General features: G+C 66.6%; 19 protein-coding genes and 1 tRNA gene. 6 read left to right on the plus strand and 14 right to left on the minus strand.

Annotated features, from left to right (window positions below):
- Positions 1–188: 188 nt before the first annotated feature.
- The 4 genes from flgN to IDT60_RS22320 are packed head-to-tail and all read left to right on the plus strand — an operon-like array spanning position 189 to position 3,371.
- On the plus strand, positions 189–677 hold the full coding sequence (flgN, locus tag IDT60_RS22305) for a flagellar export chaperone FlgN (protein ID WP_191082180.1): 489 nt from the start codon (positions 189–191) through the stop codon (positions 675–677).
- 2 nt (positions 678–679) lie between these two features.
- Positions 680–2,104 carry a flagellar hook-associated protein FlgK gene (gene flgK, locus IDT60_RS22310; RefSeq protein ID WP_191082181.1) on the plus strand — a complete coding sequence of 475 codons (1,425 nt, stop codon included), beginning with the start codon at positions 680–682 and terminating at the stop codon, positions 2,102–2,104.
- A 2-nt stretch (positions 2,105–2,106) separates the two neighbouring features.
- Positions 2,107–2,991: a flagellar hook-associated protein FlgL gene (gene flgL / locus IDT60_RS22315; protein ID WP_191082182.1), complete on the plus strand. Its 885-nt coding sequence runs from the start codon at positions 2,107–2,109 to the stop codon at positions 2,989–2,991.
- Positions 2,988–3,371 (plus strand): flagellar assembly protein FliW, encoded by a 384-nt coding sequence (locus tag IDT60_RS22320; RefSeq protein ID WP_191082183.1) that lies wholly within the window; start codon positions 2,988–2,990, stop codon positions 3,369–3,371. The genes flgL and IDT60_RS22320 overlap by 4 nt, the downstream gene beginning before the upstream one ends.
- A 77-nt stretch (positions 3,372–3,448) precedes the next feature.
- Here the strand turns inward: IDT60_RS22320 and IDT60_RS22325 are convergent, their stop codons facing one another.
- The 7 genes from IDT60_RS22325 to IDT60_RS22355 all read right to left on the minus strand — a co-directional run bounded on the left by IDT60_RS22325 (position 3,449) and on the right by IDT60_RS22355 (position 8,183).
- A complete protein-coding gene (locus tag IDT60_RS22325) occupies positions 3,449–4,264 on the minus strand; it encodes a hypothetical protein (RefSeq protein WP_191082184.1) in 816 nt (271 codons plus the stop codon).
- A gap of 108 nt (positions 4,265–4,372) precedes the next feature.
- Positions 4,373–5,191 (minus strand): hypothetical protein, encoded by an 819-nt coding sequence (locus IDT60_RS22330; RefSeq protein ID WP_191082185.1) that lies wholly within the window; start codon positions 5,189–5,191, stop codon positions 4,373–4,375.
- Positions 5,188–5,652, minus strand: a complete 465-nt coding sequence (locus IDT60_RS22335) for a hypothetical protein (RefSeq protein WP_191082186.1) — start codon at positions 5,650–5,652, stop codon at positions 5,188–5,190. The genes IDT60_RS22330 and IDT60_RS22335 overlap by 4 nt, the downstream gene beginning before the upstream one ends.
- Positions 5,649–6,152, minus strand: a complete 504-nt coding sequence (locus tag IDT60_RS22340) for a hypothetical protein (protein ID WP_191082187.1) — start codon at positions 6,150–6,152, stop codon at positions 5,649–5,651. Before IDT60_RS22340 ends, IDT60_RS22335 begins: the two co-directional genes overlap by 4 nt.
- Positions 6,149–6,928 carry a hypothetical protein gene (locus tag IDT60_RS22345; protein ID WP_191082188.1) on the minus strand — a complete coding sequence of 260 codons (780 nt, stop codon included), beginning with the start codon at positions 6,926–6,928 and terminating at the stop codon, positions 6,149–6,151. The genes IDT60_RS22340 and IDT60_RS22345 overlap by 4 nt, the downstream gene beginning before the upstream one ends.
- Positions 6,925–7,767 (minus strand): hypothetical protein, encoded by an 843-nt coding sequence (locus IDT60_RS22350; RefSeq protein WP_191082189.1) that lies wholly within the window; start codon positions 7,765–7,767, stop codon positions 6,925–6,927. The genes IDT60_RS22345 and IDT60_RS22350 overlap by 4 nt, the downstream gene beginning before the upstream one ends.
- A gap of 50 nt (positions 7,768–7,817) precedes the next feature.
- Positions 7,818–8,183 (minus strand): hypothetical protein, encoded by a 366-nt coding sequence (locus IDT60_RS22355; protein WP_191082190.1) that lies wholly within the window; start codon positions 8,181–8,183, stop codon positions 7,818–7,820.
- Positions 8,184–8,279: 96 nt separating this feature from the next.
- Here IDT60_RS22355 and IDT60_RS22360 point away from each other — a divergent pair, with 96 nt between their 5' ends.
- Positions 8,280–8,423, plus strand: a complete 144-nt coding sequence (locus tag IDT60_RS22360) for a hypothetical protein (RefSeq protein ID WP_191082191.1) — start codon at positions 8,280–8,282, stop codon at positions 8,421–8,423.
- 56 nt (positions 8,424–8,479) lie between these two features.
- A complete protein-coding gene (locus IDT60_RS22365; protein WP_191082192.1) occupies positions 8,480–8,800 on the plus strand; it encodes an Lsr2 family protein in 321 nt (106 codons plus the stop codon).
- Here IDT60_RS22365 and IDT60_RS22370 read toward each other — a convergent pair.
- The 7 genes from IDT60_RS22370 to IDT60_RS22400 form a co-directional block, all read right to left on the minus strand.
- Positions 8,797–9,837: an ATP-grasp domain-containing protein gene (locus tag IDT60_RS22370; protein WP_191082193.1), complete on the minus strand. Its 1,041-nt coding sequence runs from the start codon at positions 9,835–9,837 to the stop codon at positions 8,797–8,799. The genes IDT60_RS22365 and IDT60_RS22370 overlap by 4 nt on opposite strands.
- A gap of 67 nt (positions 9,838–9,904) precedes the next feature.
- A complete protein-coding gene (locus IDT60_RS22375; RefSeq protein ID WP_191082194.1) occupies positions 9,905–10,567 on the minus strand; it encodes a hypothetical protein in 663 nt (220 codons plus the stop codon).
- A 112-nt stretch (positions 10,568–10,679) separates the two neighbouring features.
- Positions 10,680–11,210 (minus strand): hypothetical protein, encoded by a 531-nt coding sequence (locus tag IDT60_RS22380; protein ID WP_191082195.1) that lies wholly within the window; start codon positions 11,208–11,210, stop codon positions 10,680–10,682.
- 184 nt (positions 11,211–11,394) lie between these two features.
- Positions 11,395–11,853: an HNH endonuclease gene (locus IDT60_RS22385; protein ID WP_191082196.1), complete on the minus strand. Its 459-nt coding sequence runs from the start codon at positions 11,851–11,853 to the stop codon at positions 11,395–11,397.
- 119 nt (positions 11,854–11,972) lie between these two features.
- Positions 11,973–12,044 (minus strand) — tRNA-Gln (locus tag IDT60_RS22390).
- A gap of 8 nt (positions 12,045–12,052) precedes the next feature.
- Complete coding sequence (trxB, locus tag IDT60_RS22395; RefSeq protein ID WP_191082197.1) at positions 12,053–13,012, minus strand: thioredoxin-disulfide reductase; 960 nt, start codon at positions 13,010–13,012, stop codon at positions 12,053–12,055.
- A 66-nt stretch (positions 13,013–13,078) separates the two neighbouring features.
- Positions 13,079–13,600 (minus strand): hypothetical protein, encoded by a 522-nt coding sequence (locus IDT60_RS22400; protein WP_191082198.1) that lies wholly within the window; start codon positions 13,598–13,600, stop codon positions 13,079–13,081.
- Positions 13,601–13,677: the final 77 nt, after the last annotated feature.

Consider the following 13,677-nt stretch of genomic DNA (forward strand, 5'->3'; position numbering starts at 1 on the left):
TTGGCCGATCCCCCGTGGTTTTCTATGCGCACGGCGCCCCGACGGGCCGTTTGTCGGCGGGGACGGTTCACAGGCTCCGGGTGACTAACATCGGCGGCGGCGCCGACGACTGTTTTCATAGGGGCGAAAACGCGCCCTGAAGTGCGCTGTCTTTGCGCATCACAGACCTCAACCGGGGGGACCACATCATGGGGGCCGACAACCTGTCTTCCCTGCTCTGGCATGAGCGGGAACTGCTCGACATGCTGACCTTCAAGCTCGTCGAAGAGCAGCTGCTGCTCAAGGCCGGTGCCAGCAAGTGGCTGCACCACGCAAGCCTCGAAGTGGAGCAGGTCGTCAAGAAGCTCGCCCAGGCCGGGCTGGCCCGGACCGTGGCGAGCTCCGCCGTTGCCATCGAATGGGGTGTGGCCGAAGACGCCACCCTCGCCCAGCTCGCGGCAGCCGCCCCGGAGCCCTGGGATGACCTTCTGCGCTCCCACCTGGACGCGATGAGCTTGCAGACCGCCGCGATCAAGCAGCTCCGGGATGAGAACGAACAGTTCCTGCGCGCCGCAGCACGCTCAGCCCAGGAGACCGTTGCAGCCCTGCTGCCCGAAGCCGGCACCTATGACGCCCACGGCGCCGCCACCTACGCCGTCCCCGCAGGCCGGGGGCGCATCTTGGATAAGGAACTCTGAGCATGAGCACATTCGGTGCGCTGAACACCGCCTTCACCGGCCTCACTGCGGCACGGACCGCTATGGACACCGCCGGGCAGAACATCGCCAACGCCGGAACGGCCGGGTACACCCGGCAGCGGGTCGAGATCTCGTCCGCCGGCGCCCCCGCGAACGTCGGGCTGGCTGCCTCCACCCGTCCGGCCGCCGGCCAGGGCGTGAGCGTGGACTCCATCGCCCGGCTCGGGGACCTCATGGCCGACAACCGGGTCCGCTCCACCGCGGCCGAATCCGGGTACGCCTCCGTCCGCGCCGATGTGCTCTCCGCTGTCGAAGCGAACCTCGGAGAACCCGGCACCGACAACATTTCCTCCCAGCTGCACACCTTCTGGGCCAACTGGTCTGATGTCGCTAACGAGCCCAACACCGCGGCACCGGCGAACGTGCTGCTGCAGAACGCCAACGTCCTGACCGGGAAAATCGCCAGCGGGTACAAGGCCATGGACGATCAGTGGACCGCAACCCGGGCCAGTGTGGACACGATGGCTGCAGACCTGAACGCCACCGCTTCCCAGGTTGCGGTGCTCAACGGGCAGATCCGCTCCACCCTCGCCGCCGGGGGCAACGCCAACGAACTCATCGACCAGCGCAGCAAGCTGGCCACCGAGATCGCCACTCTGGCCGGGGGCACCATCCGTGACAAGGCCGACGGCACCATCGACGTCGTTGTGGGCGGCAACGCCCTGGTCTCTGGCGTGACGACCCGGACCGTTGCGGTCAGCGGCGCAGCCCGGATGTCCGGCGCTGCCGCCTCCCCGGTCACTGTCGAATGGTCTGACCAGCCGGGGCAGCCGATCAACCCCGGCGGCGGAAAGCTCGCCGGAGCTGTCTCCGTGCTGGCAGCAGCCAACGGCGGCCAGGGCGGTGCGATCGCGGAAGCGGCCGAGTCCTTCAACGCGCTGGCCCGCAGCCTCGCCGGCAGTGTGAATGCCATCCACCAGGGTGGAAACACCCCGGCCGGTAACGCGGGCGGAGAGTTCTTCAGCCTGACCGCCGGGGCGCCCGCCGCTCTGGGGCTTTCAGCGGTCCCGCAGGGCAAGGATGACCTCGCCACCGGCACCGTGGGGGCAGGGGCATACGACGGCAGCAACGCCGACCGGATCGCCGACCTCGCATCCTCCACCACCGGACCGGACAAGACCTGGTCGGACATCGTCACCACCACGGCCGTGACCGCCAAGGCAGCGATCCTGCACTCAAACCTCGCTGAAACCTCATCGGCCGCCGCCGTCAACGCCCAGGCCTCCACCTCCGGGGTGGACCTGGACGAGGAGAACGTGAATATCCTCTCCGCCCAGCACGCCTACCAGGCGGCTGCCAGGGTCATGTCGGCGATCGACCAGGCACTGGATACCCTCATCAACCGCACCGGAATCGTAGGACGCTGATCATGAGCATGCGCGTGACCAACCAGACCCTGATGGCGTCCGCCCAGCGGAACCTTCAGGCCAACAAAGCCCATCTGGCCAGCCTGCAGACGCAGGTGTCGGACCTGAAGCGGATCACTCGTCCCTCGGACGACCCGACCGGCACCGGCTCCTCCCTGCAGGTTCGGGCGCAGCAGGCTGCAGCAGCCCAGTACAGCCGCAACATCGACAACGGCCGGGGCTGGCTCACCACCGCCGACACGGCCATGACCAATTCCACGGACATTCTGCGCCGGGTCAAAGACCTCACCATCCAGGGTTCCAGCGACGTGCTGACCCCGGAGGCGAAGGAGGGCATCGCCGCGGAACTGGAGGGGCTCAAGCAGAACCTGCTCTCCCAGGCGAACGCCACCTTTATGGGCCGGAACGTCTTCGCCGGCAACTCGGACGCCGGCGTGGCTTTCACCAGCAGCTCACCCGCGGCCTACACCGGAACGGGCAGCACCGTGGACCGCCGGGTCGCCGATGGGGTCACGGTCCGGGTGGATGCCGACGGCGCCGCTATCTTCGGCACCGGGGCGGGATCTGCCTTCGACCTGATCGACAAGATCGCCGCGGACCTTCGCTCCGGCGCGAACGCCGCCTCCAATATCTCCGCCCTCGACAAGCGGATGTCCACCCTGGTCGCCGAGCACGCCGCAATCGGTGCCCGCGACGCCCAAATTCAACGAGCACAGGACGTGAACGTGACCCAACAAGGAAACCTGGAAGCCACACGAGCCGGAATCGAGGATGTGGACATGAGCAAGGCCATTCTTGACCTGCAGCTCACGTCCACCAACTACGAGGCGGCCCTGGCTGTTGCTGGCAGGATCCTGCCCCGGACCCTGATGGACTTCCTCCGGTGACCGGGCTGACATTCGCAGAGCCCCTGCCGGGACTGGGCCAGCTCATTGATTTCGAGCTGAACCCCGTGGCGGGCGCCGACGGCCTGTTCAGCCTGCACGCCCTGGACGCTCCCGAGAAGAGGTTGTACCTGCTTGACGCCGGCATGCACCTGCCCGACTACCAGCCGGTGATCAGTGACGCCCAGGCAGCCCTGATCAAGGCCGTCGGCCCTGATGAGGTCGCAACGTTCGTCGTGGCGAACCACCATGACGGGGCGCTTACCGTGAACCTGCTGGCCCCGATCGTGGTCAACACCGTCACTGACATCTGCGCCCAGGTAATCCTGGAAGGCCAGGACTACGCCATCCGGCACGAACTCAAGGTCCTCTCCCCCGCCTGATCGGCAGCGGTGCACAGCACCAGACAGAAGGCCCCTGGCACGTCGCCAGGGGCCTTCTGTCGTTCACTGTCCGGTGGTCAGCGGCGGTTGATGCCGCGCGGGTTGTAGCCGGGCTCCTTCTCGGCCCGGTCTGCGGCGTCCTTCATCATCGCCTTCCAGCGGATGTCGCCCGTTCCCTCGTCGTGGTCCTCGTCGAAGTCGTAGGCCAGGACATCCAGCTGGATGAACGGCAGCTGGAGGGGCTGGCCTTCGAGAGAGACCTCGACGTCGTCGTTGCCGCGCTGTACCAGTTCCCAGTACCGGCCGTCCTTCTCGACGTCGACGGTGATGATCCGGGTGCCGTCTTCGGCGTAGCGGACACCGAAGTCTTTGACATTCACCTCATCGCCGTACTGGAAGGTTTCCCCGTTGGGGTCCCGGCGCCAGGCCTCCTGGCATGCGGCGTCGTGGCGGGCGCTGGCCAGCAGGTCGGCGAGGACCTCGTGCTCGTTCTTTCCGGTCCCGTCGCCGGCCTGGGAGGTGAACGTCCAGGCGTCGTCCTCGTCGTCGCCGTAGCGGACCTGCGGGCTCATGGTGCCGGCGTGATGGACGGTCATGTTCCGGCCGTCGACCTCCAGGACCAGGGCGTCCAACCCGTCCTCATCCCGGTACTTCGTGTAGAGCGGCTTCACGGTTCCCTCAATGCCGGCCTCCTCCAGGAAGAAGGCTGCTTCCAGATACCGGCCCTGGTCTTCCGGGGAGTCCCACGCGATGTCGTTTTCCGCGCCGTCGATGATCGTCAGCCCGGACGGGCTTGGCTCCTGCAGGCTCACCCCGGGCTCGGCGTGGGCGGTGGCGGCGAACTGTCCGCCGGTGGGGATGCCCTCGGGCTGGCGCTTGGGGTCGGTGGTCATGATGCTCCTTCGGTGGGTCTTCCTGTCACTGGTCTGTGTGCGGCAGGCAACGGAAAAGCCCGCCCCTGCGCGAACAGAAACGGGCTTCTCCGGGAGACTCCGGCAAGGTCAGGTGCCGGGGTCGAGGTTGATGTAGAGGTCGCCGGTGGCATCGTCACAGTCGACGAAAGGGTCCAGGTGGACGTCCTGGAAGCCGTACTCCTCGAATTCGGTGAGGTCAACGTCTCCGACGTTGCGGTGGACGTCCTCCACCCGGTCCAGGGTGAACGTCAGTCCGGACTCGACGTCGGCCTTGCGGTTGACGTACAGCCGGCCGAAATCGGGGTTGACGGCCAGCAGTTTCGCGGAGATCTGCTGCACGTAGGCGGCCGTGGCTTCCCGGTTGAGCTGGGCGGCGTACTCCGACTGTGCCCGTGCCCGCTCCATGCCGGTCAGGTGCGCGAACGGGTCCGACTGCGGCTCCGGGGAGGACTGGAAGCCGTCCCAGCGGTTTTTGATCGAATCCAGGCTGAACATGTCGCTGTTGCCCGCATTGTCGTTCAGTTCGTCGCCGCCGTGGACCTCCATGTCCCAGTAGACGTTGAAGGTGTCCTCGAAGAAGACCTGGTCATCCTCGGCGACATCGAGCTCCTCACCGTCCGCCGCATACAGGCCCATGCCGGCGGTATAGCGCCCTCCGCGGTCCTGTGTGACGCCGACGTAGGCGAAGGCCGCGTCAGGGTACTTCCGCCGGACATCGGAGGCCCAGGCGTTCTGCTCGTACGCCTCGTAGCGGTCTTTCGCGGCGGTGTACTGCTGTTCGATGAGTTCGCCAACCGGGTCCCTTTCGACCACCCCCAGGGTGATGCCCGGCTCTTTGTGGCTTGTGGCAGCGAACTGGCCGCCGATGGGGATCCCTTCGGGCTGGCGGCTGGGTGTCACGGTCATGCGGTTGCTCCTTCGATCGCGCGGGCTTCACGCGCTGCCTTGTTCTGCGCCTGGTGGCGGTATTCGATGATCCAGTTCGCCTGGCGGGCGGCCTCGTACTGCCGGGTGCGGCGGGTGCGGTCATCCAGGGTGCCCTTGTCTGCCTCGTAGCCGGCGCAGAGGTCGACGTACTTGGCCCGGGCCTCGATCTCCGCCTGGCTCAACGGCAGCCCGACGCCGGCCAGGTAAGCGGCCGAGGCGTCATAGGCTTCCTGGATGCGCTCCGGGTTGCCGTACCGGTTGCGGCCGAAGCCCCGCCCGGCGGTGTAGATCGCGTTGATGGCGCCGCGTTCCAGGTGCCATTCGGCGGACTGACCTGCCCCGGAGGGCGACGTGAGGGTCACGGAGCCTTCCGGGTGGGCGACGGCGGTGAACTGGCCGCCGCTGGGCTGGCCGGCGGGTTTGTGGGCAACCGGGCTCATGCTGCCTGCTGCTTCAGGCCCTTGATTTTTTCGATGTCCAGGAACCACTCGTTCACGGCCGGGTCGAGCGCTTCCTCGTCCGGGACACGGACGGAAGCGTCCTGCCAGGGGCTCTCGTCGGCAGGCAGGTATTCGGCTGCCTCCAGCGGGGAGATGTCGGCGTCGCTGTCGTACTTCCAGCCGGTGAACTCGGTGTCATCGATCCGTTGGCCGTCCGGGGTGCGGATGCCGGTCAGCTTCATCCAGGTCGGGCGGTCCGGGTCCACGGAGAGGAAGACGCTGGACCCTTCCGGGTAGTCGCGTTCCAGGCTGGCCGAGAGCGACTCGAGGGCCGACTGTGCCATCGCGTCACGGGCGGTGGTGAACCGGCCCCAGTGTTCCTCCAGCTGGTCGCCGTAGAACCGTGCAGGAGTCACGGCCAGGGACGGAACCCCGTCCGAGTGGGTGGTGCGGGCGAACTGGCCTCCGGTGGGCTTGCCTGCGGGTTCGTGCTTCGTCATTTCCTGTCCTCCCAGGTAAGTCCTGCTGTGCGGTATTGGTGGATCCATTCGGGGCTATCGTCTTTGGCGGCGAGCACCCTGATGCTGCGTTCCATGTGCCAGGCCATCCGGCCCGACGGGGAACCCTCCGGTGCGTCCAGGTCGGAGCAGTCCGTGAGGTCTTTCAGGACCTCGTCGCGGTCCTTGTCTGAGGTCAGCTCAGAGCCGTCGTAGTAGACGCTGAGCTTCTGGCGGTCGACGTCGTAGTAGACACTCAGGTCATCGCCCGATTCGACGTCAACGAAGTCGGCGTTCAGGACGCCTCCGCCATCGTCATTGGAGCTGACCGAGACGGCCCGGAAGACGTAGTCGTCGCTGCCCTGGTTCAGGGTGAAGGCTTCGGTGGTCTGGGATTCGAAGATCAGTCCTGCGAGGTCCTCGCCGAGGTTGTCGGTGCGGGATTCGATCCGGAGTCCGTAGGCCGGGTCGTCGCTGTCTGTGCAGTCGTGGTTGTCGATGGCCCAGCCCGAGGTGCCGTCCCCGTCGAGGTGTCCGTCCTGCTGGATGTCGAAGCTCCGGCCGTCAACTGAGGTGAAGCGCAGAACGTTTCCGCGTCCGGACAGGGACCCTTTCAGGCCCTCCAGCTGGATCGATTCGACCTGGTCGGCGAAGTAGGTCGCCGCCTCCCGGTCCACGTGCAGGTCACCGCGGAGCCCGATGGCAGGGTCAGCGTGGGCGGCAGCAGCGAACTGGCCGCCGTCCGGCTGCCCGCCGGGTTTGTGGCTGACCGGGCTCATGCTTCGTCCCCTGGCGCCCAGGCAGCAGCCTTGCGGAGGTCGATGGTGAAGAGCTCGTCGCCGTAGCTACCGGTGGAGAAGGCACTTGCCCAGTGCGACTGCTCGGCGTTTGCACCCAGGGTCCTGAGCGTGTCGACGACGTAGTTGTCGTTCTCTTCCTGGTCGGTGGCTCCGTCGGTTTCGACGTACTCATAGAGCAGGTTGCCTTCGGCGTCGCTGACGCTCGCCCCGGACACGAAGTCGCCGTTGTCCCAGGAACCGACCTGGAGGTCGGCGAAGGCAGCGGTCGGGTGGTCTTCAAGGATTGCCCTGGCGGAAAGGGCAACGCTTGAAAGCTCGAGGTCTTCGTCTGCCTGGGTAGACGCCTTCAGGCTGTTGTCGCGGAACTCGTTGAGCTCCGCCGTCGTGACCTCACGCCGTTCTCCGGTGGCCTTGGCGATGACGCGGGCACGGGCGCGCTCGAAGGCGGCCCGCTGCTCCTCCCGGATCGCTCCGGCCATCGCATTGTGCTTGGTGTAAGCCCACGCCTTCGCGGCGTCGTACACGTCCTCCGGGACTGCGCTGTTCTCGAAGTCATCGGATTCGGTGTCGTGGATGTCGTCGGCCGGGTTCCAAATGTCGAAGACCTCTTCGCCGTTCACTTTCACCAGCGTGGAGATGGTTCCGCCCTCGCCAACCTGAACGTCGACTTCGGGCTCGGGCAGGCTCTCCGGCCAGCCCTCAAGCTCCGGCCGACGGGCCGGGGCAGCGAGGGAGGGCACGTTGTCGCTCTTGATCTTGGCGGCGAACTGGCCGCCGGTGGGCACACCCGCGTCAACGCGGTTCGGTTCAGTGGTCATGCCCCTCTGTGTGCGGCCGGCCGCAGAATGTGTCAGGGTGCTCACCGGCTCTACGACACGGCGTAGCGGCGGCCTGCGGACCCGGACGCCAGAAGCCCGACAGCCGCCTGGGCACCTGCGGAATATGCCCGGGGCCGGTCGTAGGGGCGCTCTGCCAGGGACTGGCCGCGCACCTTCCGGACTGTAGTGCCGACGAGGGTCCGGACCGAGGCGTAGACGCGCTGCGGAATGGCGATGACGGTGGACAGGTCCTGCCGGCGGTTCATCGCCAGGCTGATGACAGAGTCGCTGTGGCGCTCTGCGGCGAACTGGCCGCCGGACGGGACGCCCTGCACTACGCGGGAGCGTCCGTCAGCGGATCGGTAGGTACCGGCGGTAGGGGTGGCTGCCGGGTGATGGGGCTGGAAGCTACTCATGCCTGGTCAGTGTGCGGCTGCCGGCAAAAAGTGCGAGTGTCCTCTCTCACTACTGAAGAAGGCACCTGCGGATATGCCCGGCCCTAGGATTGAAGCATGGTGAAAGTTGTCGGCGTCATCCAGCCATTCGAGACCAAGGAAATCCGGGCAGAGGCCTCCGAATACGAGGAAGCCAGGACAGCACTGCAGGCTCAGGTGCCCGAGGGCTGGCGGCTGATCTCGGTCATGACGGAGCGTTGACCGGAAAAGGGGTGTCGGTCAGCATCTGCGCAGGTCAGGTCCTGTAACCTCTTCGGGTGGCTCAGAAACTCGTAGTAGAACTCATTGATGACCTTGACGGCAGCGAAGCGCACCAGACGGTGAAGTTCGCATTGGACAGCACCGCTTATGAGGTCGACCTCAGCGACACCAACGCCACCGAACTCCGCTCCATCCTGAGCCGCTTCACCGAGAAAGCCCGCCGCACTGGAGGCCGTAAGCAGGCAGCTGCCGAGACGCGCACCGCAGGGCCTGACACCAAGGCGATCCGTGCCTGGGCCCTCGTGCAGGGACTGGAGATCAACCCCCGCGGCCGGGTGCCCGAGGCCATCGTCCAGCAGTACCTGGCTGCGAACTAGGCGGACACAGCCCTCTCCCCCGCGGCCATGGCAGCGGCCACCAGCTCCGGCCGGCTGGCGTACAGGCCGGAGTTGAGCAGGCCGTTCAGCTCCACAATCAGGGGCTGGCCGTCGGCGCCCAGCGCAACGTCGATGACGTAGTCCGTCAGGGCCGGCACTTCCAGCGCCAGTGCGTCCACGGCGTCGCGGGCAAACCCTGTGAGGACGCCTGCGATGGCGGGCTCAACCTCGACGGGGGTCTTCTCCTGCCGGTTCCGACGCAGCTGGTTGTCAAACCTGTAGCCGTTGTTGTCCAGGGGTGTGAACTCCTCGATGCAGCCTGCGGCCGTGACCACGGTCTGGCCGACGACGAAGACACGGTATTCGTATTCCATGGGCACAAACTCCTGGGCGATCAGGTTCTCGGACCTGCCCTCCAGGTTCATGGCGCCGTAGTCCAGTACGTCGTCGACGGCCCTGCCTACATCACCGCGGGCGAAGCCTTCGGGGAGGTCCAGGGGGAAGGCGGCGTACTTGATCTGGGTGGTCTTCAGGAAGGCCCGCCGGATGCCGTCAGTGGCGAATCCTGCCAGGACATCGCGGAGGTCAACGGCAGCCGGGTCATCGGGCATGAATCCGCAGAGCTGGACGCGGCGTCCGGCCCGCGCCAGGAAGGCGTCGTAGAGGTAGTAATCGGCGGCCAGCCGGGCCTGCTCCATGTCCACGTCCTGATGGCGCTGGCTGGGCTGGGCGCCGTAGCGGGGCAGGTGCCCCAGGACCACTGCCGGGCGGCGCTCCCCTGTTCCGGCGTTCACCGCGGTGTCCCGGTCGGAGGACAGGTGCAGCCAGACATTGTCGGCACCGAAGGCGTTCAGGGCAGCCTGCAGCCGGACTGCCTGCTCGTAGAAGTCCTCAAAGTCGCCGTCCCCGTGGCCGGTCACCGGCCGTACGTGGCGTGACCAGAGAGCCAGCAGCTCATCCTTGCGGGCCTGCACGGCGGGCGGGGCAGGGCGGTGTACGGGGTCGGCCCGGTCAACGATGCTGACGATCCAAGGCATGGGTTCCTCCAGTGGCAGTGGTACTTTCTGCCCGTCATGTGTGCGGACAGGAGCTGCCAGGTCCCCGTCAGGCGGCGGCCGTCTCCAGAGCAAGCCGTGAGGCCGCATGGGCGCCCAGCAGGCCGGCGAGGCGTGTGATGAAGTCTTCCGGCCCGAAAGGGTGGTCCGCGACGTTGATGAGCCGGGGCACGAGCTCCAGCTGGATCGCGTCCCCGTCCTGGCTGGCCGCGAACGACCGGACCGTGCGCGGCGAGGTGGCGTTCAGCTTCCCGCCGGCCACGACCTGGTATTCGGAGAACTCGTAGACGATGGCGTCGGCCAGGTCCAGTGCTTCCTGGCTGGGGGTGGTGCCCAGCCCGATGAACATGTCTGCGCCGTAGCGGGGGCTCAGGCCGTTCAGGTCGACGATGAAGTGCCCGTCCGAGACGCCCTGGCGGACTGCCTCGCTGAAAGCGTCACGGCGTTCCTCCCAGTACTCCCATTCCGAGGCAATGCCGGCGGATGCTGCCCAGCTGCCGCCGGTGAGGTCGCCGAGGGTCTCGGCCAGGGCGCCTGTGTAGGGTTCGGCGAAGCGCCGGCGTCCGTCCTGGAGGTAGTTGGAGGCGTGCGGGGCAGTGAACATGAAGTGGCCCGGTCCGGTCCCGGAGCGCAGCGCGTCAGGATGGTCACCGTTGTAGAAGTTGCGGGCGTAGGACCGCTCCCTACCGGCATACGAATCGATCAGCGTCATGCCACTGCACATGCGTAGACATCCGCTGTGCCGTCACCAGCGGGCCGGCGCCGCGAAAGGGGCACAAAACAGCCCCGGGCGTGGTGGCCCGGGGCTGCCCGTGGAGGGTTGGCTACGGCGCAACTGTGAGGGATGCGACCGGCTGCAGGATCGGGTTGGTGATGCTGACCTTGATCGGGCCGGGTGCGACGTCGAAGTTGACGAATCCGCGGTTCTTGTCGCCCACGGCGACCGGGCTGGAGCCGATGATGCCGTCACCGGCGATGCTCAGGTCAGCCTTGCGGCCCTCTGCGTCCTTGGCGTCGAAGTACATCGGGTTGGAGCTGGTGGTGCCCTTCTCGGTCTCCCAGAGGACGTCCAGCTGCAGGTACTTGCCGTTCTTGGCCGGCGGAGCGAACTGGTTGGTGCTGACCGCGTCAACGAACTGGGCCGAGACGATGGTGATCTTGGCGACGTTACCCTGGCCCATGTCAGCAGTGAACGGGGTACCAACGGTCGGCTCAGCAGCCTTGGGTTCCGCAGCAGCGGCAGCAGCCGGGGCTGCCGACCCGTCGGCGGCCGGGGCCGAGGAAGTGGTGGAGCCGCCGCAGCCGGCGAGCAGGGGAACGGCGATGAGGGCAACGAGAGCGAGGTTTTTCTTCATGATGTCTTTCTTTCCGCGGGTGATGATGGCGGCACACCACTTAGAAGTGTCCCCCAACAGGGGTGAGCATACATGCTTCCCACCAGTCACACAGCTACCATCCAGGAACGGAGTCAGAACGCTGTCACAATGGGCTGCCCGGACCCACGAACAAGAGGAGGCCCCGGGGTGTCGGGGCCTCCTCTCAGGACAGCTCGGCGAAGTCGAACGCGGGCAATACCGGCGGCCGGTCCTTGGGTGCGTAGGGCGTCAGCAGCAGCTTCATGCCCGCCTCTGCGGGCGTGCGGTCGGCCTTGTACTGGTTGCACTTGAAGCAGCAGCCCACGAGGTTCAGCCAGGTGTTCTGCCCGCCGCGGGACTGCGGGACCACGTGGTCAACCGTTTCCGCCTTGCCCTTCGTGCAGTAGGCGCAGCGGCCGTCACGGCGCTTGACCGCCTCCTTCGTGCAGGTGGCCCGGGTCCGCCAGGTCATCTTCACGTACCGGATCAGGCGCAGCACAACCGGGCGGGCGAAGGGGCCGAACAGCTCACCGTCGTCCTTGAGGACCTCGGCCACACCCCGGTGGACCATCCTGATGGCGTGCTTCAGCGACACCCGGTGCAGGGGTTCGTACCCTGCGTTGAGAACCAGAACGCTCTCCATGACATCCGCGCCCTTTCCTGTGCGTGTTCGCGGCTCCTTGCTTCCATCCCGCCGAAGCGGGACACCTATATGTGTGCGGATTCCAAGCGAACGTGAAGGGGTCAAGCGGTGGTGCCAAGCTCCGCGCAGAAGATTCGAACTTCTACCATCCGGATCCAAAGGCCGGCGTGCTGCCATTACACCAGCGCGGAACGGCCGGTCAGGCCGTGGCTGCCTCCAGTACGGCGGCAGACGTGGTCGCCAGGAAGTGTTCGGCGTCCTGGGCAGCGATGCATCCCGAGGCGGCGGCGGTGATGGCCTGCCGGTAGCGCGGATCCACGACGTCGCCGGCGGCGAAGACGCCCCGTTCGCTGGTCTGTGACGAACGGCCCATCACCTTGATGCAGCCGCTGAAGCGGTCCAGCTCCAGCTGTCCGGCCACCAGGGAGGTGCGCGGGTCGTTGCCGATGGCGACAAACAGTCCGCTGAGGCTCATGCGGCTGGCCAGGTCGGCCCCGACGCAGACTGTGACACCGTCCAGCTTGTCCCCTCCATGCAGCGCGGTGACCTGCGCTTCGTAGAGCACGTGGATCTTCTCGTTCGACCGGACGCGGTCTGCCATGATCTTCGATGCACGCATCTGCTTGCCGCGGACGATGAGGTAGACCTTGGACGCGAACTTGGTCAGGAAGAGGGCCTCTTCTGCTGCCGAGTCTCCCCCGCCGACGACCGCGACCTCGACGTCCTTGAAGAACGATCCGTCGCAGGTGGCGCAGTAGGAGACGCCGCGGCCGGAGAGCCGTTCCTCGTGCTCGAGGCCGAGCTTGCGGTGGCCTGATCCTGTGGCGACGATGACCGAGTGCGCCAGGTGGATTTCGCCGTCGGCGGTCACCTTTTTGACTGGTCCCACCAGCTCCAGCTCGGTTGCGTTTTCGAACAGGATTTCCGCGCCGAAACGCTCTGCCTGGGCTTCGAAGCCGGCCATGAGCTCGGGGCCCATGATGCCTTCGGGGAAGCCGGGGTAGTTTTCGACCTCGGTGGTCTTCATCAGCTCGCCGCCTGGTTCTTCTTCGCCGGCCAGGACGAGGACGTCGAGGTTGGCCCGCCCCGTGTAGATGGCTGCGGTGTAACCGGCGGGGCCGGAGCCGACGATGATGACGTCGCGGATCTTCTGGGTCATGGGGTCTTTCTTTCGTGATGGCGCGGGCTGACAGTCCTGACGGCCCGCGTGGGTGGCTTGGTCAGGTCAGCACCACTGCACGGCACGCCCGCGTGAGGCGGCGAAGTTTGCCACTTCCCGCAGGGCTTCGAGGTGGTCCTCGGAGTAGCCCTCGCGGCGGCCGCAGTGGATCATTTCCGGGCTCCCTGCGTTCTTGCTGGACGTCGCTGGGACACCCGCGTCGGCAGGATTGACCGCCAGGGCGACCAGGACGCGGCCGAGGAAGTTCTCGGCGGTGTCGGAACCGCCGACGACGGAGGTCTCGTGCCCGTAGCCCAGGAGGTCGAGCAGGTGGCGGGCGTTGTGGTAGCTCACCCGGACGGCCGGGGACGGGTCCTCCTCGACGGCCTCGATGGACATCAGCATGGCCTCGCAGAACTCGTCGCCGCATTCGGCGAGGTGGCCGGTGCCGCCGTGTTCATCCTTTTCGGCCTGCAGGAAGGTCTGGGCCTTGATGAAGGTGTCGAAGTGGTGCTTGGTCGCGCCGTGGACGCACTTCAGGGTAAAGCCCTTGATGGGACCAATCTCGGCGCTGAACGTGGCTGACATGATGACCCTTCCGGTTCCTGGAGTGCCAGGGGTTCCCGGCAGAACCCATGTGTGCGGATCACGGCGCAGGTCTCCCC

The sequence above is a fragment of the Pseudarthrobacter sp. BIM B-2242 genome, assembly GCF_014764445.1.
In the GTDB taxonomy this organism is placed as follows: Bacteria; Actinomycetota; Actinomycetes; order Actinomycetales; family Micrococcaceae; genus Arthrobacter; species Arthrobacter luteus_A.

Bases quoted from the DNA above. Each gene is read 5' to 3' on its own strand.
- IDT60_RS22330 (WP_191082185.1), bottom strand. From the start codon at position 5,191: ATGACCGTGACACCCAGCCGCCAGCCCGAAGGGATCCCCATCGGCGGC.
- IDT60_RS22370 (WP_191082193.1), bottom strand. From the start codon at position 9,837: ATGCCTTGGATCGTCAGCATCGTTGACCGGGCCGACCCCGTACACCGC.
- IDT60_RS22350 (WP_191082189.1), bottom strand. From the start codon at position 7,767: ATGACCACTGAACCGAACCGCGTTGACGCGGGTGTGCCCACCGGCGGC.
- IDT60_RS22375 (WP_191082194.1), bottom strand. From the start codon at position 10,567: ATGACGCTGATCGATTCGTATGCCGGTAGGGAGCGGTCCTACGCCCGC.
- IDT60_RS22345 (WP_191082188.1), bottom strand. From the start codon at position 6,928: ATGAGCCCGGTCAGCCACAAACCCGGCGGGCAGCCGGACGGCGGCCAG.
- IDT60_RS22340 (WP_191082187.1), bottom strand. From the start codon at position 6,152: ATGACGAAGCACGAACCCGCAGGCAAGCCCACCGGAGGCCAGTTCGCC.
- flgK (WP_191082181.1), top strand. From the start codon at position 680: ATGAGCACATTCGGTGCGCTGAACACCGCCTTCACCGGCCTCACTGCG.
- IDT60_RS22355 (WP_191082190.1), bottom strand. From the start codon at position 8,183: ATGAGTAGCTTCCAGCCCCATCACCCGGCAGCCACCCCTACCGCCGGT.
- IDT60_RS22360 (WP_191082191.1), top strand. From the start codon at position 8,280: ATGGTGAAAGTTGTCGGCGTCATCCAGCCATTCGAGACCAAGGAAATC.
- IDT60_RS22335 (WP_191082186.1), bottom strand. From the start codon at position 5,652: ATGAGCCCGGTTGCCCACAAACCCGCCGGCCAGCCCAGCGGCGGCCAG.
- flgN (WP_191082180.1), top strand. From the start codon at position 189: ATGGGGGCCGACAACCTGTCTTCCCTGCTCTGGCATGAGCGGGAACTG.
- trxB (WP_191082197.1), bottom strand. From the start codon at position 13,012: ATGACCCAGAAGATCCGCGACGTCATCATCGTCGGCTCCGGCCCCGCC.
- IDT60_RS22385 (WP_191082196.1), bottom strand. From the start codon at position 11,853: ATGGAGAGCGTTCTGGTTCTCAACGCAGGGTACGAACCCCTGCACCGG.
- IDT60_RS22400 (WP_191082198.1), bottom strand. From the start codon at position 13,600: ATGTCAGCCACGTTCAGCGCCGAGATTGGTCCCATCAAGGGCTTTACC.
- flgL (WP_191082182.1), top strand. From the start codon at position 2,107: ATGAGCATGCGCGTGACCAACCAGACCCTGATGGCGTCCGCCCAGCGG.
- IDT60_RS22380 (WP_191082195.1), bottom strand. From the start codon at position 11,210: ATGAAGAAAAACCTCGCTCTCGTTGCCCTCATCGCCGTTCCCCTGCTC.
- IDT60_RS22325 (WP_191082184.1), bottom strand. From the start codon at position 4,264: ATGACCACCGACCCCAAGCGCCAGCCCGAGGGCATCCCCACCGGCGGA.